22 protein-coding genes are annotated in these 25,225 nt (G+C 70.5%); 10 read left to right on the top strand and 12 right to left on the bottom strand.

The annotated features are described in order from the left end of the window. The first annotated feature begins 304 nt into the window (after positions 1 to 304). Positions 305 to 2,185 carry a SpoIIE family protein phosphatase gene (locus AC07DF_RS10605; RefSeq protein ID WP_478969133.1) on the top strand — a complete coding sequence of 627 codons (1,881 nt, stop codon included), beginning with the start codon at positions 305 to 307 and terminating at the stop codon, positions 2,183 to 2,185. Positions 2,186 to 2,248: 63 nt separating this feature from the next. Here AC07DF_RS10605 and AC07DF_RS10600 read toward each other — a convergent pair whose 3' ends face one another. Further along, entirely contained in the window at positions 2,249 to 2,590 is a 342-nt protein-coding gene (locus AC07DF_RS10600; RefSeq protein WP_478969131.1) for a transglycosylase family protein, read from the bottom strand. A gap of 221 nt (positions 2,591 to 2,811) precedes the next feature. Between AC07DF_RS10600 and AC07DF_RS10595 the strand changes: the two genes are divergently transcribed. Then, on the top strand, positions 2,812 to 3,483 hold the full coding sequence (locus tag AC07DF_RS10595; RefSeq protein ID WP_478969129.1) for a pyridoxamine 5'-phosphate oxidase family protein: 672 nt from the start codon (positions 2,812 to 2,814) through the stop codon (positions 3,481 to 3,483). 153 nt (positions 3,484 to 3,636) lie between these two features. Here the strand turns inward: AC07DF_RS10595 and AC07DF_RS10590 are convergent, their stop codons facing one another. Beyond that, positions 3,637 to 4,242 (bottom strand): DUF998 domain-containing protein, encoded by a 606-nt coding sequence (locus tag AC07DF_RS10590; RefSeq protein ID WP_478969127.1) that lies wholly within the window; start codon positions 4,240 to 4,242, stop codon positions 3,637 to 3,639. Positions 4,243 to 4,342: 100 nt separating this feature from the next. Here AC07DF_RS10590 and AC07DF_RS10585 point away from each other — a divergent pair, with 100 nt between their 5' ends. The 4 genes from AC07DF_RS10585 (at position 4,343) to AC07DF_RS10570 (ending at position 7,702) form a co-directional block, all read left to right on the top strand. Next, positions 4,343 to 5,146, top strand: coding sequence for a DUF817 domain-containing protein (locus AC07DF_RS10585; RefSeq protein WP_478969125.1), 804 nt, complete (start codon positions 4,343 to 4,345; stop codon positions 5,144 to 5,146). Between the two features lie 123 nt (positions 5,147 to 5,269). Then, positions 5,270 to 6,100, top strand: coding sequence for a PP2C family protein-serine/threonine phosphatase (locus AC07DF_RS10580; RefSeq protein ID WP_478969123.1), 831 nt, complete (start codon positions 5,270 to 5,272; stop codon positions 6,098 to 6,100). A gap of 59 nt (positions 6,101 to 6,159) precedes the next feature. Continuing rightward, complete coding sequence (locus AC07DF_RS10575) at positions 6,160 to 7,161, top strand: MASE1 domain-containing protein (protein ID WP_478969121.1); 1,002 nt, start codon at positions 6,160 to 6,162, stop codon at positions 7,159 to 7,161. 43 nt (positions 7,162 to 7,204) lie between these two features. Further along, entirely contained in the window at positions 7,205 to 7,702 is a 498-nt protein-coding gene (locus tag AC07DF_RS10570) for a molybdenum cofactor biosysynthesis protein (protein WP_478969119.1), read from the top strand. Positions 7,703 to 7,725: 23 nt separating this feature from the next. Here AC07DF_RS10570 and AC07DF_RS10565 read toward each other — a convergent pair whose 3' ends face one another. From AC07DF_RS10565 to AC07DF_RS10555, 3 genes are all read right to left on the bottom strand, one after another. Beyond that, positions 7,726 to 8,388, bottom strand: coding sequence for a YceI family protein (locus tag AC07DF_RS10565; RefSeq protein WP_478969117.1), 663 nt, complete (start codon positions 8,386 to 8,388; stop codon positions 7,726 to 7,728). A gap of 187 nt (positions 8,389 to 8,575) precedes the next feature. After that, positions 8,576 to 9,385: a transferase gene (locus AC07DF_RS10560; protein WP_478969115.1), complete on the bottom strand. Its 810-nt coding sequence runs from the start codon at positions 9,383 to 9,385 to the stop codon at positions 8,576 to 8,578. Further along, positions 9,382 to 10,641: a glycosyltransferase family 4 protein gene (locus tag AC07DF_RS10555; RefSeq protein WP_478969113.1), complete on the bottom strand. Its 1,260-nt coding sequence runs from the start codon at positions 10,639 to 10,641 to the stop codon at positions 9,382 to 9,384. The genes AC07DF_RS10560 and AC07DF_RS10555 overlap by 4 nt, the downstream gene beginning before the upstream one ends. Before the next feature lie 219 nt (positions 10,642 to 10,860). On the opposite strand from AC07DF_RS10555, the gene AC07DF_RS10550 reads away from it, so the two are divergent. Both AC07DF_RS10550 and AC07DF_RS10545 read left to right on the top strand, forming a co-directional pair. Beyond that, complete coding sequence (locus tag AC07DF_RS10550; RefSeq protein WP_478969111.1) at positions 10,861 to 12,579, top strand: VanW family protein; 1,719 nt, start codon at positions 10,861 to 10,863, stop codon at positions 12,577 to 12,579. Between the two features lie 119 nt (positions 12,580 to 12,698). Continuing rightward, complete coding sequence (locus AC07DF_RS10545) at positions 12,699 to 14,096, top strand: Tat pathway signal sequence domain protein (RefSeq protein WP_478969109.1); 1,398 nt, start codon at positions 12,699 to 12,701, stop codon at positions 14,094 to 14,096. 46 nt (positions 14,097 to 14,142) lie between these two features. Here AC07DF_RS10545 and AC07DF_RS10540 read toward each other — a convergent pair whose 3' ends face one another. The 6 genes from AC07DF_RS10540 to AC07DF_RS10515 all read right to left on the bottom strand — a co-directional run bounded on the left by AC07DF_RS10540 (position 14,143) and on the right by AC07DF_RS10515 (position 21,206). After that, a complete protein-coding gene (locus AC07DF_RS10540) occupies positions 14,143 to 14,928 on the bottom strand; it encodes a carbonic anhydrase (RefSeq protein WP_478969107.1) in 786 nt (261 codons plus the stop codon). 167 nt (positions 14,929 to 15,095) lie between these two features. Next, positions 15,096 to 17,315: a catalase/peroxidase HPI gene (gene katG / locus AC07DF_RS10535; protein ID WP_478969105.1), complete on the bottom strand. Its 2,220-nt coding sequence runs from the start codon at positions 17,313 to 17,315 to the stop codon at positions 15,096 to 15,098. Positions 17,316 to 17,402: 87 nt separating this feature from the next. After that, positions 17,403 to 17,840 (bottom strand): Fur family transcriptional regulator, encoded by a 438-nt coding sequence (locus tag AC07DF_RS10530; protein ID WP_478969103.1) that lies wholly within the window; start codon positions 17,838 to 17,840, stop codon positions 17,403 to 17,405. Positions 17,841 to 17,994: 154 nt separating this feature from the next. Then, positions 17,995 to 18,948, bottom strand: coding sequence for an HpcH/HpaI aldolase/citrate lyase family protein (locus AC07DF_RS10525; RefSeq protein ID WP_478969101.1), 954 nt, complete (start codon positions 18,946 to 18,948; stop codon positions 17,995 to 17,997). Further along, positions 18,938 to 20,158 (bottom strand): CaiB/BaiF CoA transferase family protein, encoded by a 1,221-nt coding sequence (locus AC07DF_RS10520; protein ID WP_478969099.1) that lies wholly within the window; start codon positions 20,156 to 20,158, stop codon positions 18,938 to 18,940. Before AC07DF_RS10520 ends, AC07DF_RS10525 begins: the two co-directional genes overlap by 11 nt. A gap of 124 nt (positions 20,159 to 20,282) precedes the next feature. Then, the gene (locus AC07DF_RS10515) at positions 20,283 to 21,206 is read right to left on the bottom strand and encodes a LysR substrate-binding domain-containing protein (protein ID WP_478969097.1); all 924 of its coding nucleotides are present in this window, start codon (positions 21,204 to 21,206) and stop codon (positions 20,283 to 20,285) included. 142 nt (positions 21,207 to 21,348) lie between these two features. Between AC07DF_RS10515 and AC07DF_RS10510 the strand changes: the two genes are divergently transcribed. Further along, positions 21,349 to 22,680 carry a CitMHS family transporter gene (locus AC07DF_RS10510; RefSeq protein ID WP_478969095.1) on the top strand — a complete coding sequence of 444 codons (1,332 nt, stop codon included), beginning with the start codon at positions 21,349 to 21,351 and terminating at the stop codon, positions 22,678 to 22,680. Between the two features lie 7 nt (positions 22,681 to 22,687). Here AC07DF_RS10510 and AC07DF_RS10505 read toward each other — a convergent pair whose 3' ends face one another. After that, the gene (locus tag AC07DF_RS10505; protein ID WP_478969093.1) at positions 22,688 to 23,578 is read right to left on the bottom strand and encodes a hypothetical protein; all 891 of its coding nucleotides are present in this window, start codon (positions 23,576 to 23,578) and stop codon (positions 22,688 to 22,690) included. 146 nt (positions 23,579 to 23,724) lie between these two features. Between AC07DF_RS10505 and AC07DF_RS10500 the strand changes: the two genes are divergently transcribed. After that, positions 23,725 to 25,170 carry a glyceraldehyde-3-phosphate dehydrogenase gene (locus AC07DF_RS10500; protein WP_478969091.1) on the top strand — a complete coding sequence of 482 codons (1,446 nt, stop codon included), beginning with the start codon at positions 23,725 to 23,727 and terminating at the stop codon, positions 25,168 to 25,170. The last annotated feature ends 55 nt before the right edge of the window (positions 25,171 to 25,225 follow it).

Raw genomic sequence — 25,225 nt, 5'->3', positions numbered from 1 at the left:
CGGACGCAGCTGAGCCACGTGCACCCACTCGTCCCCGGGGTCGGCGGAAGGTCGGTCCGGGGCCGTGGAACCGGTTCCAGCGGGCTCCCGCTCCCCGGATTCCGGCTCGGAGGAAGCGAGTTCGGAGCGAGCGACAGAATCCATGGCAACACACTTCTCTTGGCACAAAATATGACCACTCCCCATTTAGGCTACATTCGACCTGTACTGGTCCGCAGTGAGCTGGGCAGGGGTTGCCGTGAGGCCACAAGCGGGGTCGCAGACAGGACGGTCCTTGGGTCCGCGTTCAACACCAGCAGCACGGATGCATGTACCCGCCAACGAACTCGCGGCCGTGGCGGCACGCAAGTTCGTACGTGCCGTGCTCACCGAACGGACCGCGCCCCACTCCCCCACCGCGCCGGCGATCAGCGACCGGTCGGTCGACGATGCCGTGCTCCTCGCCAGCGAACTCGTCACCAATGCCGCCGCACACTCCGGGTCCGGGCTGGAAGTCGCCTGTCACCTCGAGGCCGGAGCCGGGGCCGCACCGACCGGTTCCGGGGCCGGGTGGGCCGAAGCCGTGCAAGCCGGGACCGGGTGGGTGGGTGTCGTGGTCGAGGTGCTGGAGCACGGCACCGCCCGGCGCCCAGGCGGCACGACAAGCCCGCACAGCCCCGTGCACGGCTACCGCAGGCAGCTCATGCACACATTGGCCGAATCCTGGGGCGTGACCTGCCGGCGTACCGGAAGGGCGACGTGGGTGCGCCTGGAATGCGCGACGACGGCGCCTCCGCTCGCCGCCACCGAGCGCCGCATCGCCGGCCTCCCGGCCGAGGCCGCCCGTCGCCCGCCGCCTCCCCCCGAGCCCGTGCTGCCGCGCGGACACCCCGCTCACAGAGCACAGTGGGCGGAGCGCGAAGGACAGTGGTTCCTCGCCGAGGCCGGAGAGCTCCTCGCAGGACAGCTGGACGAGGACATGGTCGCCGCCCTCGCCGGACAGCTGCTGGTGCCCAGACTCGCCGACTGGTGCGCCATATGGCTCACCACCGACCACGCCGGGGTACGGCTCTCCCGCGTCTGGCACACCGACGAACAGCACATCCGCGCCCTCCGCCGGTCCCTGGAGAAAGATCCCCCGAGCGCGGCGCTCAGCACGACCGGTCTCCCCTGGCCCTGGCCCGAATGCGAATCCGCCCCCGACGAGGCCGACCGCAACACAGGCGGCTCCGCACTGGCCTTCCCCCTCGTCGCCGGTGGCCGGTACCACGGCACGCTCCTCATCGGCCAGGCAGGCCAACCCGAACTCACCGACACCGTCGTACGGCTCGTCGAGGACGTCGCCCGCCGCACGGCCCAGGCGGTGGTCACCGCCCGCCACTACACCCGCCAGGCCACGATCAGCCGCACGCTCCAGCGCCGGCAGCTCCCCGCCTCACTCGCCGCCATCCCCGGCGTCGACACGGCGATCGTCTACGAGCCCTGGGCGGAGGGGCAGACCGTCGGCGGTGACTTCTACGACCTGTTCCCCATGGGCGGGCACCGGTGGTGCTTCCTTCTCGGTGACGTCTCCGGCCACGACATGGAAGCCATGTCCGTCACGGGCCTCGCCCGCCACCTCGTACGGCTGCTCGCACGCGAGGGCCACGGCGTCGAAACCCTCCTCAACCGCCTCAACCGCGCGATGGCCGAGGAAGCCGCCGAAACGACCGCACCCCGTGGCGAACACGAAGGCCCCCGCCTGCTCAGCCTGCTCTACGGAGAACTCGAACCCGACGCCGTCACCGGCAACACCCGGTGCACCATCGCCAGCGCCGGACATCCGCCGCCCCTGCGACTGACGACGAACGGCACCGTCACCTCCGCCGCGCACCCCCAAATACTCCTGGGCGTGGAAGAACACACCAACTACCACGCCGACACCATCACCCTCACACCAGGCGAAACACTCCTCTGTGTCACCGACGGCGTCACCGAACGCCGCAACGGCGCGCATCAACTCGACGACGACAACGGCCTCGCACGCATACTCGCCACGTGTACCGGCCTCGGCGCCAAAGCCATCGCCGAGCGGATCCGCCAGATCACCCATGACTTCAGCAACCAGCCCATCGCCGACGACCTCGCCATACTCGTGCTCGAAGCGGTGCCGGTGCTCAGGAGCGGGGGAACCATCGCAACCAGCCATCCGCACGGTGAGTTCTGACTCGCCATCGGCTGAGCAGGTGCCCAGTGGCTCAGAAGTCGGCGGCGACCGGGGCCACTTCACTCACGCGCAGGACCATGCGGACATGCCCTGCAGCGCGGCCAAACGCCTGGCCACGGCGATCTGCTCCTTGCGGGTGGCCAGATCGGCGCGCGGGGCGAACTTCCGTCCCCCGGCGGCCACCCAGCTGGACTGGGTGAACTGCAGGCCGCCGTAATGGCCGTTGCCGGTGTTCGCCTTCCAGTTCCCACCGGACTCGCACGCGGCGATGGCGTCCCAGTCAGGTCCGAACTGGGCAGCCGGAAGGGCCTCCGCTCTGGTGGCGACGCCGAGTATCGCGGCGACCGCGAAGAGCACGAAGGCCGTACTCGCCCTGCGGCGGCGGCAGTCGCGAGTGCTGAACATTTTTTGAGCGTTCTGTGACGAAATCATATGTAGACGGTTGCATCGCGTCACATAAGTAGCGAATTGAGAACAAGAACTCCTACGCCAAAAGAAGCAGCCATCAGTCCCTGCGAACGACTGCTCTACCCTCTTCCGCATGGCCGGTGGTGCTTTTCGGCCTGCCAGGTGGCCGAATCAGCCACTTGGGCCGAGGTGATCCGAGATCCCCGTCAGGAGGACCGTTGCACCACGATGAGCGGACAGACCGGCCCGGAAGTCATGGCGAGCACCAGATCCAGCACGAGTTGGGCACCGTCGACCGCGCCGACCGGTTCTACGACGAGCAGGTGCTGGACCGGCTCAACCCCCGTATGCGGGAGTTCGTGGCCCGCCAGGAGATGTTCTTCCTCGCGACCTCGGACAGTCACGGCGAGTGCGACAGCACCTTCCGGGCCGGACCGCCCGGCTTTCTCCGGGTACTCGATGAAAAGGCTTTGGCCTACCCGGAGTACCGCGGGAACGGCGTCATGGCCTCGCTCGGCAACATCCGGGAGAACCCCCACGTCGGCCTGCTGATGATCGACTTCTCCCGGGACCGCATCGGTCTGCATGTCAACGGCCGGGCGCGGCTGGTCGCCGACGACACGATGCGCCGGAGGTGTCCGGGCCTACCGGTTGATCCGGTGCCCGGCCGCCGTCCCCACGTATGGGTGGAGGTCGAGGTCGAGGAGGCGTACATCCACTGCTCGAAGCACATACCGAGGCTGGTCCCGGCACCGCTCCGGCCGAACGCCGGCAGGGCGGACGGTTCCGCGGCCGACGGGGAGCAGGCCTGGGGCACGGACGACGTCAAGCGCAAGGGCGGCGACTACTTCGGAGCGGCGGCCCAGGAGCGGGGTCTGGCTTCCCGCTGAGATGGCGTACAGCTCGGAAGGAAGTGGGCGCCCTCGCTCTACGGCCGCACGCTCGCCGTCGGCGGCGACGCCGGCACGCTCCTGCTCTGGGGCACCCTCACGCGGCAGCCGCTGTGAGGCCCTCGAACCTGACTACCGGGACGGGGAGTGAGGTCAGCCCCGGTACTCGTCGCGTGCGGACCGGGGAACGGAGAAGCAGGACAGGACGACCGTGAAAGGCCAGACCGACTGGATCGTCGTCACCGCGCGTTCGGCGGCGCCAGGGGCACCTTGCTGGTGGATTTCGGCCAGGAACCATGCCGCCCCCAGCGCCATGACGACGGTCGCCCCCAGGGAGGGGTAGGGCCTCAGGGCCCAGGGCACGGTGTCCCCCCTTCTGGCGGCCAGAACGGGCCAGACCGCGAGGACGACGAAGCCGACGACGGCGACCGAACCGTGGGTGAGGGAGCCGCCGCTGCTCGGCGCCGGAAACAGGGCCACGGCCAAGGCCGACACACCCCCGGCCGCCAGGGCGGCGCGTCCCGCGGGCGCGGCCGGGCGCAGTCCCCAGGCGGTGAGCAGGTGGCAGATGCCCAGGGTGATGAAGGCGGCTGTCATCACCCAGTAGCTGGAGCCGCCGGGTGCCGCGAGGACGCTGATCGTCTGGACGGCGGGGTCGTAGGAGGGGCCCTGCAGGGATGCCGACACCGCCCAGCCCATGATCAACACGATGGGCGCGCAGCCGGACGATAAAAGGGCCCATTTCGGAACAGATCGCACCAGGATACCGTAAAGCGGATCTTCGGCCCCTCGCCCCACGAGCGGCGGGCGGGAGAGTCGCCGCAACCGGTCGGCGTGCGATGCCGTCCTACAGGGCACCATGATCCCTTCAAGCCTCACCGGCCCCTGGGCCGGACCGGTGCGTCAGCTGCTCGACTTCGCCTGGACACAGACACGGGCCTGCGCCTTCGCCATCGCCCTGCTGTGCGGCGTGGCCATGTCCACGCTGCTGCCCGAACTCCCCGTGGCGCGCTACGACCTGCTGGTCGTCTACGGCGTGCTGCTCACGCTGGTGTTCTGGATGCGCGGCTGGGAGAACGGGCGGGACGTCGCCGTCATCGCGGTCTGCCATGTCATCGGTCTGGCCTTCGAGCTGGTGAAGGTGTCGCTCGGCTCCTGGAGCTACCCGGAACCGGCTGTGCTGAAGTTCGCCGGTGTCCCGCTCTACGGAGGTTTCCTCTACGCGGCCGTCGGCAGCTACATCTGCCGCGCCTGGCATCTGTTCGACCTGGAGATCGTGCGCTACCGGCCGCGTGCGACCGCCGCGGTGGCCGCGGCCATCTACGTCAACTTCTTCAGTCATCACTGGCTGCCCGACGTGCGGTGGGTGCTGGCCGGGCTGCTGGTGGCCGTCACGCTGAGGACGTCGGTGCGCTTCACGGTGCGGGGCGTGCGCCGGCAGATGCCGCTGGCCGTGTCGTTCGTCCTGATCGGGTTCTTCCTGTGGGTGGCGGAGAATCTGGCCACCCTGGTCGGCGCGTGGCGCTATCCGTACCAGGAGCACGGCTGGGAGCCGGTGGGTGTGGCGAAGTTCGGCGCCTGGGCGTTGCTGATCAGCGTGACCTTCGTCCTGGCGGCGGTCGGCAGGCGTACGGACTCCGGGGTGGTCCGCTCGATGCGGTGAGCACCCTCGGAGTGCGCGAGTCGTCGTCCAAGCCCTCAACTGAGTATCATCCTATGGACGCATTTTAGGTGATTTGCCACCGAGGGTTGTCACCGACCGTGACCACCCTCGCCGGAGTGATCAATGTCCCGCACCGGCACCACGGACGACGGCGACGAGCTGCTGACCAGGCTCGGGGACCTGACGGCCCAGGCGCGAGCCCAGGCCGAGATGCAGCGCTCCCGGGTCGAACTGGCCCTCGCGCTGCAGAGCGACATGCTCCCGCGCGATCTGCCCGTCGCCCGGCGGCTGCATCTGGCCGTGCGCTACGCGCCCGCGTGCCAGGGCCTCAACGTGGGCGGCGACTGGTACGACGCCTTCACACTGGGCGACGGCCGCATCGGTCTGTCCATCGGTGACGTCCAGGGCCACAACATCGAGGCGGCCGCCTTCATGGGGCAGGTGCGGGCCGGACTGCGGGCCCTGGCCTCCGTCACCAGTGAGCCGGGCGAGGTCCTGGCCCGGACCAACGATCTGCTGCTGTCCCTCGGCTCGGACCTGTTCGCCACCTGCACCTTCATGCGACTCGATCCGTGCGCCGGGGTGCTGGAGAGCGCGCGGGCGGGGCACCTGCCCTGCATCTGGGCCACGGCCGACGGGAAGTCCGGCCTCACCGCGGACGAGGGCGGTCCGCCGCTGGGTGTCCAGACGGGGACGCCGTATCCGGTGACCCGGTACGAACTCACCACGGGCGGTGTGTTCGTACTGCTCACGGACGGTGTCGTGGAGGGGCCGTCGATGCCGCTGGAGGAGGGACTGGATCAGGTGACGCGGCTCGCGGGCATCGCCGCGGTGGCGGGCATGGACGTGGACGCGCTCGCGGCGGCCGTGATCAAGGGCGCCGAGCGGGTGGGGCACGACGACGACGCCGCCGTCCTGGTGGTCGGCCTCGACGGGCCGGACGCTCAGCCATAGGGCCGCAGGGCCCGCCTCCCACCTCGCCGACGCGGCGGCCTCGGTGTCTGATGGCTGCTGTGGTGGGTAGCCAGGATCTGCGTACGCCGGTCGTCCTCGCTCTGCAGACGCTGGCCGTCGCCGCCTGCTATTACGCGTCGGGGAAGCTGGGCCTGCTGCGGGAGCTGGTCGTCGAGGGCTCGGTCGTCACACCCATCTGGCCCCCCACCGGCGTCTCGGTCGCCTTCCTGCTGATCTTGGGGCTGCGCTGCTGGCCGGGGATCGCCCTGGGGGCCTTTCTCGTCATCGTGTCCCTCACCTCCGTCACGCCCTCGGCGCTCGGCGTCCTGGCGGGCAACACGGCGGCGCCCATCGTGGGGTACCTGCTGCTGCGCCGGGCCGGTTTCCGTACGGACCTCGCGCGGCTGCGGGACGGTCTCGCCCTGGTGTTCCTCGGGGCGTTCACCGCCATGCTGATCAGCTCGACCGTGGGCGCCGGCCTCCTGATCGCCACGGGCAAGCTCGACTGGCCGAGCTTCTGGGCCGTGTGGCTGGCCTGGTGGGTGGGTGACGCGATGGGGGTGCTGATCGTCACCCCGGTGCTGCTCCTGGTGGCTCGCTTCCGTCCGCCCCTGCGGCTGGCGCGCTGGAAGGAGGCCTCGGGCCTGGCGCTGATCGCCTGCTGTGTCGTGCCGCTGTCCGCGCACAGCTGGCTCAGTCTGCTGTTCCTCGTCTATCCCCTGCTGATCTGGGCGGCTCTGCGGTTCCAGCTGGCGGGCAGCATGCTGTGCGCCCTCTTCGCCTCGATCGTGGTCACGGTCGCGGCGACCGACCGGGTGGGGGCCTTCGACGGGCTCAGCCGCGTGGAGGTGATGCTCAAGCTGCAGGCCTTCAACGGTGCGATGGCCCTGACGGCGCTCATCCTGTCGGCCGTGATCACCGAGCAGATCAACACCCGGCATTCCGTGGAGCGCGCGTGCCAGGAACTGGTCGAGGTCCTGGAGCACCTCACCGCGGGCGAGTCGGCGGACGGCCGGACCCCCCTGGAGGAGGGAGGGCTCGGGCGGAGGAAGGACGAGTGACGGACCCGGGGCCGCCCCGTCACCGAGACGTAGGCTGGGCGTCATGACCGAGGTGGAGGTGCTGCAGCTGCTGGTGTCGCCCGCACACCGGCTGGCCGGACGGCCGTCGGACGGGCCCTCCCCCGGCCCGTCGGACGAGCGCGTCCCCCGGGCGGAGGTGCGCCGCGGTCTGGGGCTGGTCGGCGACCGCTACTACGCCCGGCCCGCCCACCGGAACGCGTCGGTGACCATCATGGCCTCGGAGAGCCTCCCGGAGGACGCCGACCTTCGGCACACACGCCGGAACATCCTGCTCGCCGGCATCGACATCGACGCGTACATCGGTACGACGATCTCGCTGGACTGCGGCGGCGGGCCGGTGGAGTTCGCCGTGCACCGGCCCGCCCGGCCCTGCGCCTGGATGGACGTGACGATCGGCCCCGGCGCCCAGCGGGCCCTGCGCGGGCGGGGCGGTGTGCGGTGCACGCCGCTGAGCGACGGGGTCCTCGAACTCGGCCCGGCCACGTTCCGGGTCGTGACCGGGGCCGGCACCGCGTCGTGAGCCGTACGGCCGCACCCGCAGTGTCAGCCGGCCGACGGGGCCATCCGGATGGCGGCGATATCGAGCTGCAGGCGCACCTTCTCGCTCACCATCGCGCCGCCCTCCGCCAGCCTGCTGTTGTACGTCAGCCCCCAGTCGGAGCGGTTGATGGTGGTGGTGCCGTCGAATCCGGCCCTTTCGTATCCGAAGGGGTCGGTGACGTGTCCGATGTAGGTCAAATCCAGTACGACGGGTCGTGAGACGCCTTTGATGGTGAGCTCGCCCGACATGCGGAAGAGGTCCGAGCCCGTCTGTTCCACGGCGGTGCTGGTGAAGCGCATACGCGGATAGGTCGCGGCGTCGAGGAAGTCGCGGCCGACGAGGTGGGCGTCGCGTTGTTCCACGCCGGTGTCGACGCTGGAGGTGAACAGTGTGATGTCGGCCCGCGACCGTGCGGGGTCGTGCGCGTCGAAGTAGAGCCGGCTTTCGTACTCCAGGAAACAGCCGCGCACGGTGGTCACCATGGCATGCCGGACGGAGAAGCCGATCCTGCTGTGCGCGGGGTCGACGACCCATTCACCGGTGAGGTTCGTCAGGTGGGGGTCCGGCAGCACGGCGGTGGGGGATGCCGGTGCGCCGGCCGGACGCTGTGGGGGGACGGGCGGCGCCTGCCGGCGGGACGACACGACGCGGTTGAACAGGTTCATGATTCATCTAGGTACTTGAGTTTGGTTATAGCCGCAAGTCCCCTTCCGATTTGCGGCTGTTGAGAACCAGCGCATGACCTTTTTGCCGTCGCATTACACAAAATCCACACACGCCTGTCGCTGCGCTGTGACGAAATACCCACCCGAAACTCCATGGATTTTCATTTCGGGCATATCGGCATTCTGCTTACGTCATCTCGATCGCGAGGTCGTTGTCGACGGTGTAGTAAGGACGCGCGGCGGTTCCGTCCACGGTGACGGCCGGGTAGACGTACACGTGCTTGCGGTCCGCCACGTCGTCGAGGAGCCGGCCGATCCTGATCGGCCGGGCGTCGGCGGTGGGCCGGACGAAGGCGTCCCAGAACCGGCCGGTTCCCCCGCCGTCGACCGCCAGGTCCTGCCGGCCGGCGGTGAAGGAGAAGCCCCTGCCGTCCTCGTCGAGCCGGGGGCGGATGCTCCGTACGGAGTCGCTGCCGCGCAGGCGCAGCCGGACGGTGGCGTCCTCGTGGAGCCGGGCGCCGTGCAGGCGGGCCTCGACCGTGATGGCCTTCTCGGTGACGTCAATGGTCCGGGCCTCGGCGTGGGCGGTGCGCAGCCAGGCCCGCAGCGCGAGGAATCCGTCCTTCGTGACGTACGGGATCCGGACGGCGACCGGCGAGGGCCGGTCGCGCAGGTGTCCGTCGACGAGGACGCGCAGGTCCCGCAGGCCGGGGCGCAGCCGCCGCCGTTCGGCGCCCGGTTCCGGCAGCAGAAAGAGGTCCCAGCGGCCTTCGTCGAGGGCCTGGTGCGGCTCCAGTACGGCGTGCCGCCTGCCGTCGGCGGGGTCGGGTGCCAGCTCGAGGTGGTGGCGGGTGGTCTCGGGCCGCCCCTTCTTGGGGCGCAGCACCAGGAGCAGCCGAGGGCCGGCGGCCGAGGCCGGGGGGAGGCTGAAGGTGATCCGGCCGTCCGTGTCGATGGCGCAGTCGGTGCGCGGGGGCGTGTCGTGGTGCTTGGTCATCGCTGTCCCTTCCGTATCGCGCGCAGGGCGCCGGCGGCCGCGGTGTGGGCGAGGTCGCGGGCGGCGTGGCCGCGTCCGGCCAGCGGGCTGTCCGTCCGGTGCCCGGTGGCCCGCCGGCCCGTGTTCTTGGCCGTCATGGCCTCGTGGATGATGCGTTCGGCCTGTGCGACGACGGGGACCGGGGCGAAGCGGTGGGCGTTCTCCAGGGCGGTGCGGCCCATGCGGCGGCGGCGCTCGTCGTCGCCGACGAGTTCCAGCAGGGCCGAGGCGAGGGCGTCGCGGTCCCCGACCGGCACCAGCCGGCCGTCGGCGCCGTCCTTGATGATCTCGGCGGGGCCGTGGGGGCAGTCGGTGCTGACGACGGGCAGTCCGCAGCGCATCGCCTCGACGATGGTCATGCCGAACGGCTCGAAGTCGGACGTGGCCGCGGCGATCGAGGCCTTGGCCCATTCGGCCTCCATGGGGGTGGCGGCCCCCATCAGGAACACGTTGTTCCACAGTCCGAGGCGTTCGATGAGCTGCCGCAGCGCGGACTGTTCCTCGCCCTTGCCGTAGATGCGCAGCTGCCACTCCGGGAACGCGGCGGCGACCTGGGCGAACGCCTCGATGAGGAGGTCGTAGCGCTTCACCCGCACGAGCCGGCCGGCGGCGATCACGATCTTGGCGGTGCCGTCGGCGGGAGGCAGCACGGGGTCCGGGACGCTGTTCGGGAGGGCCTCCACATGGACCCCGGGCAGCCACATCTTGCGCCGGTAGGCGGCGGCGTCCGCTTCCGTGACGGTGGTGACGACGTCCAGGCGGCGGTAGGCGCGCCGCAGCGCGGTGCGCAGCCGCGGCGAGTGGTTGTCCAGGGTGAGGTGCTCCTGGCCGACGCGCAGGATGTGCTGCGGGGCCTGGCGTGCGATGTGCACGTTGAGGCCCGGGCGGGTGCCGATGACGACGTCGGCGTCCAGCGACTCGAGGTGCTCGCCGATCCGCTGGTCGGTCAGCTCGCTGTACTGGTGGTGGCGGTACTCGGCGGGCGGGTACACCCGCGCCGGTCTCTGGTGCAGCGGATGGTCCGCTTCCTTGCGCAGGTCCACCAGCGGCCGCAGCCGCACCCGGGGGTGCGGGGTGAGATTGGGGTGCTCCCGGTGGCGTAACGCGGAGACGATCTCCACGTCGTGCCGCTCGGCGAGGGCCCCGGCCAGGTTGAACGTGGTGGTGATCGTGCCTCCGATTCCGTAGGCGTTGTGGATCAGGAAAGAGATCTTCATGGTGGCCTAGACCGCGTCAACGACCGGAGCGTTGTTCGTCGTTACCACTCTGTGGCCGTGGCGGGGCAGGGCGGGCGTTCCCGCCGGTTCAGACATGATCTCGGACATAAGTGGTCTGGGCCATACCGGTTTGCCGTCCGGTTGTGAATAGCTTGACGTGTTTGCCCGCAGCAGCGTCGCGTCATCGGGTGCACCCTCGTATCGATCTTCAGGAGACCCATGCGCCCCCGAATAGAGTCTCTTCCGCGCATCACCTCCCTCCCGCCCCTCGCCCTGGCCGGCGGCGCGCTGGCCGTGGGGGTGGGCGGTCTGTATCTCGCCGGGCTGATGCTCACGGGCGGGGAGATCGACACCGGCACGACCGTGCGCGGGGTGGAGATCGGAGGGCTGAGCCGCGCCGAGGCGGTGCGGAAGCTGGAGCGGCGGCTGGGTGCGGACGGCGCGCGGGACCTGTCCGTGAAGGTCGGGGAGCGCACGGGCACGGTCGATCCGCGGCGCGCCGGGCTCTCCTTCGATGTCCGGGAGACCGTCGACCGGGCCGCACGCACCGGTGCCGATCCGCTCAGCGTGTTCGGCGGTTTCTTCCGTTCGGGCGGCATGATCGAGCCGGTCGTACGCCTGGACGAGGACAAGGCACGGGCGGCCCTCGGGCGGCTGGCGAAGGGGCTCGACCAGAAGGTCCGTGACGGTGCCGTCTCCTTCGACGGCGGGCGGGTCGAGGAGGTCGCGCCGCGCACGGGGTACGCGCTGGACGTGAACGCCGCGGTCGGTCCCCTGCGCGCCTCCTTCCTGCGCGGGGACGCCGACGCGGTCACATCGCTGCCCGCCCGGGAGACCCGCCCGAAGGTCACGGCCGACGAGGTCGGGCGGGCGGTGCGTACGTTCGCGGAGCCGGCCGTGTCGGCGCCTGTCACGCTCACCGCGGGCGGCAGGCGGTTCACGGTCGGCCAGGACGTGCTGGGCGAACATCTGGCCATGCGGCCGGACGGCGACGGCCGGCTGAGACCGGAACTGGACGCCAAGGGGCTGCGCGCCGACCCCGCCGTGGCCGGCCCGCTGGACGACGTCACCACCACCGCCGAGAACGCGAAGCTGGGGTCAGACGGCGACAAGGTCGTGGTCGAAGAGGACGCCCGGGTGGGCCGGGAGGTCACCGACAAGGCGCTGGGCAAGGCGGTGCTGCCGCTGCTCACACGCTCGGGCGCCGACCGCGGCGCCGAGGTGGCCGTACGCGAGACCCAGCCGGAGATCACCCGGGAGAACGCCCCGGAGCTGGGACTGACGGAGAAGATGTCCTCCTTCACCGTTCACTTCGAACCGGCCGAGTACCGCACGAAGAACATCGGCCGGGCGGTGGAACTCATCAACGGCTCCGTAGTCGAGCCGGACGAGACGTGGAGCTTCAACCGGACCGTCGGCGAGCGCACCGAGGAGAACGGCTTCGTCGAGGGCATCATCATCCTCGACGACCAGTTCACGAAGGCGTCCGGCGGCGGCGTCTCAGCCGTCGCGACGACCATGTACAACGCGCTGTTCTTCGCCGGGGTCAAGCCCGTGGAGCACGGCGCGCACTCCTTCTACATCGAGCGCTACCCGGAGGGCCGCGAGGCCACGGTCGCCTGGGGCAGCCTGGACCTGAGATTCACCAACGACTCCGGCAAAGCGATCTACATCCGGGCCGAGTCCACGGACACGTCCGTGACGGTCTCCTTCCTCGGCACCCGTATGTACGACGAGATCAAGTCGGTCAAGGGGCCGCGCACCGAGGTGAAGAAGCCGTCGAAGAAGGTGAGCAAGGACAAGGAGTGTGTGCCGCAGACGCCGCTCGAAGGGTTCGACGTCACCGTGGAACGAATCTTCTACAACGACGGCCGGGAAGTGAAGAGGGAGCCGTACCGCACGCACTACACGCCGCGTGACGAGATCGTGTGCGAGTGATCCACCCGCCGTTCGTGTCCGCCGGGAACTCTCCTTTGCCGCAGGGGCGTTGACCCGCCTTAAGGGCGTCAGCAGAATGAGCGCGCAGTGTGTGCTGAGAGCGCTCTCAAGGGAGACCCATGACTGGCAGACAAGGCCCGGCGTTCAGCCGGCGTTCGCTCATCGGTGCCGGACTCGGCATCAGTGCCGCGGGGCTCACCGCGGCCGGCTCCGGGCAGGCCCTGGCGGCCGGTTCGCCCGGCGCCGGCCGGGGATCGGCCCCGGCTCGGGGACGGGCCTTCCTCGCCGCGGCCATGGACGCCTATCCCGACCACGGCCGCGTCCGCCTGACGCAGAGCTACACCGACCAGGCGGGTCTGTTCAGCACCGCGTTCACCTACGACAACGCCCTGGCGATCCTGGCCCACCTCGCGGCCCGGACCGCGGAAGGCCGGGCCAGGGCCACGGTGTTGGGTGACGCCCTGCTCCACGCGCAGTCGCACGACCCGGCGTACGACGACGGCCGGCTCCGGCAGGCCTACAACGTCGGGCCGTACACCTTCTACGACGGCTCACCGCAGCCCGACGGCTTCGTGCGGGCGGACGGCACCGCCAACGTCGGTACCCAGTTCGGCTTCACCGGCACGGCGGTGGGCGACATGGCCTGGGCGGGAATCGCGCTGAGCGCGCTCGCCCGCCGTACCGGGGAGCGCCGTTTCCTCGCCGGCGCCGTACGGATCGGCGAGTGGATCGAACGCAACGGCCGGACCGACGAGCCCCTGGGCGGCTACAAGTTCGGGGTGGACGGGGCGAACCAGAAGCTGCCGTTCACCTCCACCGAGCACAACACGGACCTGGTGTGTCTCTTCGGCCGGCTGGCCCGGCTCACCGGGGACCGGGTGTGGCTGGAGCGGCGCGGGCGGGCCGAGGCTTTCGTGCGGCGGATGTGGGAGCCGTCCGGGGGCTTCTTCTACACCGGCACGAACGACGGCGTGACCGTCAACAAGTCCCCCGTGCCGGAGGACACACAGACCTGGACCCATCTCGCCCTCGGCTCCCGTGGCCGTGGCCACTCGCGTTCGCTGGACTGGGCGGCGGGCGAGCTGGCCGTGCTGGATCACGCCGGGCGCGCGAACAGCACGGTGCCCGCGGGGCAGTCGTACGAGGGTGTCACCTTCAGCTCGGCGAGTCTCGTGGCGAACGAGGACGCGCCGATCGCCGAGGGCCAGCCCAGGCCCGATCGCAACGGGGTGTGGTTCGAGGGGACGGCGCACCTCGCGCTCGCCCTGCGGGACCGGCGAGGCCGTGGTGACGAGGCACACGCCCGGCGCCTGATCGCCTCGATCGAGCAGGCCCAGGATCTGCTGGGCGGCGGTCAGACCGTCGGCGGCCGGGCGCTTGCCGAGCGCTGTGGGGTGGTGTCCGCGAGCAGTCCGCTGGATACGGGGTTCGGCTTCGGCTACTACCCCTACCGGCACACGGGGGCGACCGCCTGGTATCTGATGGCCGCGGCGCGTTTCAACCCGTTGGAGGCGTGACCCGGCTGCCCGGTCCTCCGCGGCGTGCGGCGGACCGGGCGGGGTCTCAACGGACCCGGTGGACGGTCTGGTCGGTCAGTTCGTAGCGTGCGCCCACGATCGCCAGCTTGCCCGTGGTGATCCTGGCGGCGAGGTCGGGTTCCGCCGCCAGCCTGGAGCGCACGAGCCGGACGTTGGCGTCGACGGTCGCGTCGATGCGGGCGTCGCCTTCCTGGCCGTGGTCTATGGCCGGGCTTATCTGGTCAACCAGGTACTGCATGTGCGCGGGCAGGTGGCTCCCGGACTGCTCGGCCTCCACGGCGGCCCGCACCGCCCCGCACGACTGGTGGCCGAGGACGACGACCAGGGGTATGCCGAGTTCCAGAACGCCGAAGGCAACACTGCCGAGTACGGCCTCGTCCAGGACCTCACCGGCCGTGCGTACGGTCATCAGGTCCCCCAGCCCCTGGTCGAAGACGAGCTCCGGGGGCACGCGGGAGTCGATACAGCCGAGTACCACCGCGAAGGGGTGCTGGCCGGTGGCCAACGTCTTCCGGATCTCGGGGGTTTCGTGCGGGTGGCGCTCCCGGCAGGCGCGCCAGCGGCGGTTGCCCGCGGCCAGCTCTTCGAGAGCCTCGGCCGGGGTGCTGGGCCGCGATCCGGGGGCGTGGGGCGCGCCGGGGGCGGCGGTGGCCGGCCGGGGGGCGCCGAGGCCCGCGCCGAGGGCTGCGGCCCCGGTCAGCGCGGTGCGCAGAAGGGTGCGGCGGACGGTACCGCCGGTGGTCGGCCGTGGACCGGCGAAGGGGTGCGGTTCACGGCCGGCGCCTCTGTGGGCAGTGGAATCTGTGTTCACGAGCAGAACGTATGCCCGGATTCCGTCCCGGCCCCGTTCCTTGCCGTTTTCATGGTGAGAGTTGGGTAAGTGATGTTCTTACCTTGAACGGCCTTTGACGATCCCTCAGAAGCGGAGCAGGACGCCCCGGGCCGGCCGGCCCGGGGCGTCCTGTCAGACGGAGGTGATCAGACCAGGTCGAACCGGTCCAGGTTCATGACCTTGACCCACGCGGCGACGAAGTCGTTCACGAACTTCTCCTTCGCGTCGTCGCTCGCGTAGACCTCGGCGAGCGCGCGCAGCTCGGAGTTCGAGCCGAAGACCAGGTCGGCGCGGGAGCCGGCCCACTTGACCTCGCCGGTGGCGGCGTCGCGGCCCTCGAAGGTGGTCTGGTCCTCGGACGTCGACTTCCACTCGATGCCCAGGTCGAGCAGGTTGACGAAGAAGTCGTTCGTCAGCGAGCCGGGCGTCTTGGTAAAGGCGCCGAGCTGGGACTGCTGGTAGTTGGCGCCCAGGACACGCAGGCCACCGACCAGGACGGTCATCTCGGGAGCGCTCAGGGTGAGCAGGTTCGCCCTGTCGAGCAGCAGGAACTCGGCCGGCAGGCGGTTGCCCTTGCCGTGGTAGTTGCGGAACCCGTCGGCGGTCGGCTCGAGCGCCTCGAAGGACTCGGCGTCGGTGTGCTCCTCCGTCGCGTCCACCCGGCCCGCGGCGAAGGGAACCTGCACCTGGAAGCCGGCTTCCTTGGCGGCCTTCTCTACGGCGGCGGAGCCACCGAGGACGATCAGGTCGGCCAGGGAGACCTTCTTGGCGCCGGAGTTGAAGTCCTGCTGGATGCCCTCGAGGACCCGCAGCACCTGCGCCAGCTCGTCGGGCTCGTTGACCTCCCAGCCGCGCTGCGGCTGCAGGCGGATACGGGCGCCGTTGGCACCGCCGCGCTTGTCGCTGCCGCGGAAGGTGGACGCCGAGGCCCACGCGGTGGAGACCAGCTGCGAGACGGACAGACCCGACTCGAGGAGCTTGGTCTTGAGGGTCTCGATGTCCTCGGCGCCGATGGTCTCGCCCTCGGCCTCGGGCAGCGGGTCCTGCCAGATCAGCGTCTCCTCCGGGACCTCCGGGCCGAGGTACAGGGACTTCGGGCCCATGTCACGGTGGGTCAGCTTGAACCAGGCGCGGGCGAAGGCGTCCGCGAACTCCTGCGGGTTCTCGTAGAACCGGCGGGAGATGGGCTCGTAGATCGGGTCGAAGCGCAGCGACAGGTCGGTGGTGAGCATCTTCGGACGGTGCTTCTTCGACGAGTCGTGGGCGTCCGGGACGATCTCCGGGGCGTCCTTGGCGACCCACTGGTTGGCGCCGGCGGGGCTCTGCTCGAGCTCGTACTCGAACTCGAAGAGGTTCTTGAAGAAGCCGTTGCTCCACTGGGTGGGCGTGCTGGTCCAGGTGACCTCGAGGCCCGAGGTGATGGCGTCGCCGCCCTTGCCCGTGCCGTAGGTGCTCTTCCAGCCCAGGCCCTGCTCCTCCATGGAGGCGGCCTCGGGGTCGGCGCCGACATTGTCGGCCGGGCCGGCGCCGTGGGTCTTGCCGAAGGTGTGGCCACCGGCGATGAGGGCGACGGTCTCCTCGTCGTTCATCGCCATGCGGCGGAACGTCTCACGGATGTCGCGGGCCGCGGCGATCGGGTCCGGGTTGCCGTTCGGGCCCTCGGGGTTGACGTAGATGAGGCCCATCTGGACGGCGCCGAGCGGGTTCTCCAGCTCGCGGTCGCCGGTGTAGCGCTTGTCGTCGAGCCAGGTGGTCTCGGGGCCCCAGTAGACGTCCTCCTCGGCCTCCCAGACGTCGGCGCGGCCACCGGCGAAGCCGAAGGTCTCGAAGCCCATCTGCTCCAGGGCGACGTTGCCGGTGAGGATCAGGAGGTCGGCCCAGGAGATGGACTGGCCGTACTTCTTCTTGACCGGCCACAGCAGACGGCGGGCCTTGTCGAGGTTGCCGTTGTCCGGCCAGCTGTTGAGCGGGGCGAAGCGCTGCTGGCCGGCGCCGGCGCCGCCGCGGCCGTCGCTGATGCGGTAGGTGCCCGCGCTGTGCCAGGCCATACGGACCATCAGCGGGCCGTAGTTGCCGAAGTCGGCCGGCCACCAGTCCTGCGAAGTGGTCAGTACCTCGGCGATGTCCTGTTTGACGGCGTCGAGGTCGAGGTTCTTGAAGGCCTCGGCGTAGTCGAAGTCCCCACCGAGAGGGTTGGCCACCTCAGGGTTCTTGGCGAGGATCTTCAGGTTGAGCCGCTCGGGCCACCACTGGCGGTTGCCACCACCCTGGGTCGGGTGCAGCGCGCGGCCGTGCGCGACCGGGCAGCCGCCTCCCGTCTCCTCCGACTTCGGGTCGGTGACGATCGCGTCGTGGTTCTCAGTCATGGAAATCCTTCCGGACGGGGTGGATCACGGTGCTCGGGTGGATCACGGTGCTCGGGTGGATCACGGTGCTCGGGTGGATCACGGTGCTCAGGAACTGCCGGCCGTTGAACAGGCGGGGCACAGGCCCCAGTAGATGACCTCGGCCTCGTCGACGGCGAAGCCGCGGTCGTCGGACGCGGTCAGGCAGGGGGCGTGGCCGACCGCGCAGTCGACGTCGGCGACGGCCCCGCACGACCGGCAGACGAGGTGGTGGTGGTTGTCGCCGACCCGTCCCTCGTAGAGAGCCGGGCTGTTGGGAGGGTCGAGGCGGCGTATGAGTCCTGCCGCGGTGAGTGCGTGAAGCCCCTCGTACACGGCTTGGACGGAGATGTGGCCGACGCGGCCGCGCACCTCGGAGGCGATGACCTCGGCGCCGAGGTGGTCACCGTCCCGCACGGTCTCGAGCAGCGCGACGCGGGCGGCCGTCACCCGCAGGCCGGCACCGCGGAGCTCCTCGGCGGTGGTCGGGTTCTGGGATGCGGTCATGCCGCACAACCTAGCGCCACAAACACGACTAGTTCAAGAAAACGAACGGTTCAATTTTGGTGTCGTCTTCGTGAGGCCTTGTGTGGCGGGCTTCATCGCAGGTTTGTGAACTCCGTCACAGCGATTGTGCCGTGAGGCGCCGTCGGCGCGGGTGTCAGCTGTGCCCGTGGCGTGTCAGCACTGCACGTGCCGTCGCCGCCATGGCCTCGTCGACCATCTGCCCCTCGAAGGTGAGCGCGCCCGTGCCGGTGCGCTGGGCCGACTCCACGGCGGCGACGAGTCGGGCACAGCGGTCGAGCTCTTCGGGGGTGGGGGCGAAGGTCTCGTTGATCACGGGGATGTGGGTCGGATGGATGGCCATCATTCCCTCGTAGCCGAGTGCGCGGTTCTGTTCGGCGAAGGCGCGCAGGCCCGCCAGGTCGGCGATGTGCGTCCACAGTCCGGTCACCGGGTACGGCGCTCCGGCGGCGCGGACGTCGAGCAGTACGCGGGAGCGCAGCGCCAGGGTCTCGGTGCCCTGGGGGCTCCAGCGGTAGCCGACGGCGCGCTCCACGTCTCCGCCGGGCGCGGTCAGCGCACCGGCGTGTGCGATCCGGGGGGCCGCGGCGGCGATGTCGTAGGCGTCGTGGAGCGCGCGGGCCGACTCCAGCAGGGGGACGAGGGTCGTCGTGCCGACGGGAAGGCCGTGTTCCTGTTCGCACCAGGTGATCAGGCGGTCGGCGAGCCGTACGTCGGCGGCGGTGTGCACTTTCGGCAGGACGATCCCGGCCGCTCCGGGGCGTACGACGGCACGCAGTTCCTCGGCGGCGGTCCAGTCGTCGAGCGGATTGATCCGGATGAACAGGGCCATGGCGCCGGCCGGTTCCGCGGCGGCCTCCGCCAGCGCCTCGGCGACCCGGGCGCGGGCGAGCGGCTTGTCGGACGCGGGCACCGCGTCCTCCAGGTCGAGGATGACGGCGTCGGCGCCGACGGCACGGGCCTTGGGGAGCCAGTCGGTGCGATGGCCGGGGACGAAGAGCAGGGAGCGCAAGGGGGTCCGGGCCGGGGGCCGGGTGGGGGCCTTGGTGACGGCCGGCCCGGTCGTGGGCGTACAGCCTTCAGACGGCATCGTTCTTCTCCAGCTCCGCCACTTCCTCGTCGCTCAGCCCGAGCCAGTCCCGGTACACGAGGTCGTTGTCCTGGCCGAGCGCCGGGCCGGTGCGCCAGATACGGCCGGGGCGTTGCCGGAAGTGCGGGATGACCGCCTGCATACGTACCTCGCCCAGATCCGGATCGTCGACGGTGACGATGTCGTCGCGCTCGGCGTAGACGGGGTCGGCGGCGATGTCGGCCGCGTCGAACACCCGGGAGGCCACGACCTCGGCGCGGGCGAACGCCTCCAGGCACTCGGCCTCGGAGCGCTCCGCCACCCAGGTCCGCAGTCCCTCGTCCAACTCCCCGCGTCGTGCGTGCTGCTGCTCCGACGTGGCGAACTCCTCCTCAGGCAGGCCCAGCAGCCGGGCCACGTTGCGTACCGAGCGCAGGGTCGCCGAGGTCACCGTGATCCACTGCTCGTCGCGGGAGCGGTAGGTGTTGATCACCGCGGCGGGGGCGACCGCCAGCTGGTTGCCGGAGCGCTGCGGCACCGTGCCGAGCTGGTCGTGGACGATGACCTGCCACTCGACGAGCCGGAAGAGGGGCTCGAACAGGGCGAGGTCGATCCACTCGCCGTCGAACTCGGGGTCGTGGTCACGCCGGTGGAGGGCGGCGAGGACGGCGTAGGCACCCATGAGGCCGGTCACGGCGTCGCCGTGCGAGAAGCCGGTGTGGACGGGCGGACCGTCGGGGGAACCGGTGAGGTGGACGACGCCGCTGCGGGCCTCGCCCATCTTGCCGAAGCCGGGGGCGTCGGCCTGGCTGGAGGTGGCGCCGAAGCCGGAGATCTGCAACAGGACCGCCTTGGGGTTGATCCGGTGTACGGCCTCCCAGTCGAGGCCCCAGTCGCGCAGCCGCCCGGCGCGCAGGGTGACGATGACGACGTCCGCCCAGGCGACGAGACGGTGGGCGACCCCACGGCCCGCCTCGTGGTGCAGATCGAGGGTGACGGAGCGCTTGTTGCGGCCGGCGACCTTGAACCACAGCGGAACACCGTCGCGCCGGGGCCCCATCGCGCGGGCGGCGTCACCGGCGCCCGGTGGTTCGACATGGACGACGTCCGCGCCCTGGTCGGCGAGCATCGAACCCGCGAGCGGACCGGCCACCACATGGGCGAACTCGACCACCTTGAGTCCGCGCAACTGTCCCTGCCCGGTGGCGTTCGGCTTGTCCTCGTCCGACACTGATGCGTCCCCTCGGCTCAACTGGTCCGGCTCTTCAGACTGCCGACGCGCAGAAATGCCTGTCCAGCAAAAGAAGGCCATCAATCAATGCGGTTGACGCATGAATAGGAGCCTCCAGGCGGCCTCAGGACCAGGACACCCCGGGCGGCAGTTCCCTGCCCTGGGCTCGGAAGTCCTCGAGCGTCTCCAGGAAGCGCTCGGTGACGCGGGGCAGAGTGCGCCGTGCCCGCAGGGCGATGTCGAGGCGCCGGTCGACCACGGGGTCGACGAGCGGCCGGAAGGCGAAGGGGCCCGTGCCCAGCAGGGGCAGTACCAGAGCGGGCAGCGCGCTCACACCGAGTCCGGCGGCCACCAGTCCGCCCACCGTGGCGACACCGCCGGCCTCCGCCGCCGGTACGGCATGTGCGTCGACCTGACCGAAGGCGGCGTCGGTCAGCCGCCGCACGCTGGAGTCGCGTCCGACGGCGAGGAACGGTTCGCGAGCCAGGTCCGCCCAGCCGACCTCGTCACGCTCGGCGAGGGGGTGGTCCTCGCGCAGGACCGCGACGAAGCGGTCCCGGACCAGAGGACGGTGCTCCAGCCGGTCCGGCGGCACCCCTACCGTGGTGATCGCGAAGTCCGCGTCGCCGGAGAGCACGCGGTTGAGCACCGCGCGTTCCAGGCCGTCGAGCAGACGCACGGCCACCCGCGGCCGGGCCTCGCGGAAGCCGGAGATGACCTGCGGGAGCAGCACGGCGGCGACCGAGGGCAGGGTGGCGACGGCGACCGTGCCGGAATCGCCGAGCAGGAAGCGGTCCAGCTCATTCATCCCGGCCCGGTGGGCGCTGAGGATCTGCTCGGCGATCCGCAGCGCTTCCGCACCGGCGGCGGTCAACTGCACGTTGCGGGTGTCGCGTTCGAGGAGCTGGGCGCCGACCTGCCGTTCCAGATCGGCGACCGCGCGGCTGAGGGACGACTGGGAGACGCCCAACTGGCCGGCGGCCGCGGTGAAACTCGTCGCCCGGGCGACGGCCGCGTACGCCGAGAGCTGTCGCAAGGTGGCTTCCATGGCCGGGAAGCGTACGTCAGCGCGGGCTGATTGATGCGCGGATCGCATGAACAGATCCCGGTTTGATGCTGGACAGGGATCTTCCGGTGCTCGGACACTCTCGGCTATCCCCGTACGCCCCGCTCTGAAAGCGAGCGCCACCATGCAGGCAGCCCTGGGCTTCGCCACGATCGCCCTGTTCCTGTTGCTCACCATGACCAGACGCGTCTCGGTCCTGGTCGCGCTGGTGGTGCTTCCGGTGCTCGCGGCGCTGGCGGGTGGCTTCGCGGGCGAGCTGGGCGGGATGGTGCTCGACGGGCTGTCGCAGGTGGCGCCCACCGGCATCATGATCGCTTTCGCTGTTCTGTACTTCAGCCTCATGGTGGACGCGGGCCTGTTCGATCCGCTGATCCGCGGTCTGCTGCGGATGGCCCAGGGCGATCCGCTGCGCATCACCGTCGCCACGGCCGTCCTGACGCTGTGCGTGGCCCTGGACGGCGACGGGGCTTCGACGTTCCTCATCACCGTCTCGGCACTGCTGCCCGTCTATCGCAGGCTGGGCATGAGTCCGCTGGTGCTGTCCGGGGTCGTCTGTCTGGGTGCGGGCGTGATGAACATGGTCCCCTGGGGCGGGCCGACGGTGCGTGCCATGGCGGCGCTGAAGCTGGAGAGTTCGGACGTCTTCACGCCCGTACTGCCCGCGATGGGCCTCGGCATCGGGTGGGTCCTGGTGGCGGCCTGGCTGATCGGCCGCCGGGAGCGGAAGCGCCTGGGCGCCCTCGCGGTACCGGGCCAGGAGGCCGTCGTCGGTGAGCCGGCTCCCGCGACCGCGCCCGGTGACGGACCCGGCGCCGTCCGGGTCACGGAAACGCCGCGGCTCTGGCTGACCGTCTTCAATCTGCTGCTGACCGTCGTCCTCGTCGTCTCCCTGATCCTGGAGGTCATGCCGCTGCCGGTGCTGTTCGTCCTCGGGTTCGCGGTGGCCCTCCTGGTCAACCACCCCAGGTGGGAACAGCAGCAGGCGCTGCTCGACAAGCACGCGAAGAACGTCGTCCTCGTCACCACGATGATCTTCGCGGCCGGGGTGCTGACCGGAGTCCTCACCGGGACCGGGATGATCGACGAGATGGCCGAGGCGCTCGTGTCCGTGATCCCGGACTCCCTCGGTGGCCATCTGCCGGTGCTGGTGGCCGTCACGGGCATGCCGCTGAGCCTGGTCTTCACGCCGGACGCCTACTACCTCGGTGTCCTGCCGGTCCTCGCCGAGACGGCGCACGGCTTCGGCACCGACCCGGCGGAGGTCGCCCGGGCCGCCATCCTCGGCCAGATGACGACGGGCTTCCCGCTCAGCCCGCTCACCGCCTCCACGTTCATCCTGGTCGGCATGAGCGGTGTCCAGCTCGGCGAGCACCAGCGCTTCATCTTCCGCTGGGCCTTCGCCACGACACTCGTGATGACCGCCGGCGCCCTCCTCACCGGCGCCCTCTCCCTCTGACAGAGGCTCAGGCGTTCGTGGAGGTCAGGCGTTCGAGCTTGGCGGTGGCCGTGGCGGCCTTGCGATCGGCCTCGCGGACGCGGCGGTCCGCCGTGCGCGCCCGTTCCCGGGCCGACCGCTGGGCGAAGCGAGCCTGCTCATGCTCGCCCCGGACGCGTTCCAATTCCTCGGTGAGCTCGCCGACGCGTCGCTGGAGGCCGTCCACCTGCTCTTTCGCCTCCTGTACCGCCCGGCCGGCGGCCGCCGCCTCGTCCCGCAGCGCCCGCAGCTCCCGCTCGGCGGCCTCGGCGTCCCGCCGGGCCTCGGCCACTCGCTTCCGCTGCTGCCCGTCGTCCTTGCGGCCCGGACGGGCAGGGGCGGCCTCGGCGGGTGAGCGGCTCTGCCCCTTGACTCCCCCGCTCCCCGCGACGGCACGCTCCCCGACGGCCGGAAAGCCGACGGTGGCGCTCAGCGGCTTGACCAGCCGGCCGCTCGCCCAGGCCCGGGCGGCTTCGGGGTCCGCCAGAACGGCGTGCAGGGTGTTCTCGACCTCACGCTGCACGCCGTCGCCGATGGAATGACCGGCCTCCGCGGCGAGCTGCCGGGCCTGCGCGGACAGGGCACGGACGATCGCGTGCTGCTGCCGGCTCAGCTCGCGCAGTTGTGGGCCGTCCAGGTCGTGGTGGGCCTGCCGCAGGCCCTCCCCCAGGCGGAGCAGGGGCTCGACCTCGCCGGGGAGGCTCCGGACCAGGAGGTTGCCGACCCAGGCCGCGAGGCTGGGCTTGCGCAACGCGCCGATCCGCTCGGCGAGGTCCCGGTCACCGGCGGTACGGGCGGCGGCGACGGCGGATGCGCGGGCCGCGGTGAACTCCTCCGGCCGCAGGGCGTACAGCTCGTCGGCGACATCGTCGTACTCCATGAGCGTCCCTTTCGCGCGGAAGCTCCGTTTCGATCGTCTCAGGCCATGCCGTCCGGGGCTCGCGGAAGGCTCCGGAGGCACCCCGTTCATGATCGGGAAATCGACGGTTTAACATATGAGCGCCGCCTAGCTCGAAAGATGGATCTGTGACTGTCAACGACGACTCGTTCACCAACTGGAAGAACCGCGAGGAGATCGCGGAGTCGATGATCCCGATCATCGGGAAGCTGCACCGGGAGCGGGACGTGACGGTCCTGCTGCACAGCCGCTCCCTGGTGAACAAGTCGGTGGTCAGCATCCTCAAGACCCACCGGTTCGCCCGTCAGATCGCCGGTGCGGAGCTCTCCGTCACCGAGACGCTGCCGTTCCTCAAGACCCTGGCCGAGCTCGACCTCGGGCCGTCGCAGATCGACATCGGCATGCTCGCCGCGACGTACCGCGAGGACGACCGCGGTCTGTCGATCGCGGAGTTCACCGCCGAGGCCGTCGCCGGTGCCACCGGGGCCAACAAGATCGAGCGCCGCGAGGGCCGCGACGTCGTCCTGTACGGCTTCGGCCGCATCGGCCGGCTCGTGGCCCGGCTGCTCATCGAGAAGTCCGGCTCGGGCAACGGTCTGCGGCTGCGGGCCATCGTCGTCCGGGGCGGGGGCGAGCAGGACATCGTCAAGCGGGCCTCGCTGCTGCGCCGCGACTCGATCCACGGCCAGTTCCAGGGCACGATCACCGTCGACGAGGCGAACAGCACGATCGTCGCCAACGGCAACGAGATCAAGGTCATCTACGCGAACGACCCGTCCGAGGTCGACTACACGGCGTACGGCATCAAGGACGCCATCCTCATCGACAACACCGGCAAGTGGCGCGACCGCGAGGGCCTGTCGCAGCACCTGCGCCCCGGGATCGACAAGGTCGTGCTGACCGCGCCCGGCAAGGGCGACGTCCCGAACATCGTCCACGGCGTCAACCACGACACGATCAAGCCGGACGAGCAGATCCTGTCCTGCGCGTCGTGCACCACGAACGCGCTGGTGCCGCCGCTGAAGGCGATGGACGACGAGTTCGGGGTCCAGCGCGGTCACGTGGAGACCGTCCACTCGTTCACCAACGACCAGAACCTGCTGGACAACTACCACAAGTCCGAGCGCCGGGGCCGCTCCGCGCCGCTCAACATGGTCATCACCGAGACCGGTGCCGCCTCCGCCGTCTCCAAGGCGCTGCCCGACCTGAAGGCGAAGATCACCGGCAGCTCCATCCGGGTGCCGGTGCCGGACGTCTCCATCGCGATCCTCAATCTGCAGCTCGCGCGCGAGACCACCCGCCAGGAGGTTCTCGACTACCTCCGTGACGTCTCGCTGACCTCGCCGCTGAAGCGCCAGATCGACTTCATCAGCGCCCCGGACGCGGTCTCCAGCGACTTCATCGGCTCGCGCCACGCCTCGATCGTCGACGCCGGCGCCACCAAGGTCGAGGGCGACAACGCGATCCTCTACCTCTGGTACGACAACGAGTTCGGCTACTCGTGCCAGGTCATCCGTGTCGTGCAGCACGTGTCCGGCGTGGAGTACCCGACGTACCCGGCTCCGGCGGTCTGATCCCGTCTGATCCCGGTGGTCCGGTGAAAGCGCGGGGCGTGCGGGCCCCGCGCTT

The sequence above is a fragment of the Streptomyces sp. NPDC044719 genome, assembly GCF_056433405.1.
This window is presented reverse-complemented; position numbering and strand designations above follow the sequence as displayed.

Excerpts from the sequence above, each read along its gene's own strand:
- AC07DF_RS10605 (WP_478969133.1), top strand. The coding sequence starts at position 305 with ATGCATGTACCCGCCAACGAACTCGCGGCCGTGGCGGCACGCAAGTTC.
- AC07DF_RS10600 (WP_478969131.1), bottom strand. The coding sequence starts at position 2,590 with ATGTTCAGCACTCGCGACTGCCGCCGCCGCAGGGCGAGTACGGCCTTC.
- AC07DF_RS10585 (WP_478969125.1), top strand. The coding sequence starts at position 4,343 with ATGATCCCTTCAAGCCTCACCGGCCCCTGGGCCGGACCGGTGCGTCAG.
- AC07DF_RS10580 (WP_478969123.1), top strand. The coding sequence starts at position 5,270 with ATGTCCCGCACCGGCACCACGGACGACGGCGACGAGCTGCTGACCAGG.
- AC07DF_RS10570 (WP_478969119.1), top strand. The coding sequence starts at position 7,205 with ATGACCGAGGTGGAGGTGCTGCAGCTGCTGGTGTCGCCCGCACACCGG.
- AC07DF_RS10565 (WP_478969117.1), bottom strand. The coding sequence starts at position 8,388 with ATGAACCTGTTCAACCGCGTCGTGTCGTCCCGCCGGCAGGCGCCGCCC.
- AC07DF_RS10560 (WP_478969115.1), bottom strand. The coding sequence starts at position 9,385 with ATGACCAAGCACCACGACACGCCCCCGCGCACCGACTGCGCCATCGAC.
- AC07DF_RS10555 (WP_478969113.1), bottom strand. The coding sequence starts at position 10,641 with ATGAAGATCTCTTTCCTGATCCACAACGCCTACGGAATCGGAGGCACG.
- AC07DF_RS10550 (WP_478969111.1), top strand. The coding sequence starts at position 10,861 with ATGCGCCCCCGAATAGAGTCTCTTCCGCGCATCACCTCCCTCCCGCCC.
- AC07DF_RS10545 (WP_478969109.1), top strand. The coding sequence starts at position 12,699 with ATGACTGGCAGACAAGGCCCGGCGTTCAGCCGGCGTTCGCTCATCGGT.
- katG (WP_478969105.1), bottom strand. The coding sequence starts at position 17,315 with ATGACTGAGAACCACGACGCGATCGTCACCGACCCGAAGTCGGAGGAG.
- AC07DF_RS10530 (WP_478969103.1), bottom strand. The coding sequence starts at position 17,840 with ATGACCGCATCCCAGAACCCGACCACCGCCGAGGAGCTCCGCGGTGCC.
- AC07DF_RS10525 (WP_478969101.1), bottom strand. The coding sequence starts at position 18,948 with ATGCCGTCTGAAGGCTGTACGCCCACGACCGGGCCGGCCGTCACCAAG.
- AC07DF_RS10515 (WP_478969097.1), bottom strand. The coding sequence starts at position 21,206 with ATGGAAGCCACCTTGCGACAGCTCTCGGCGTACGCGGCCGTCGCCCGG.
- AC07DF_RS10510 (WP_478969095.1), top strand. The coding sequence starts at position 21,349 with ATGCAGGCAGCCCTGGGCTTCGCCACGATCGCCCTGTTCCTGTTGCTC.
- AC07DF_RS10505 (WP_478969093.1), bottom strand. The coding sequence starts at position 23,578 with ATGGAGTACGACGATGTCGCCGACGAGCTGTACGCCCTGCGGCCGGAG.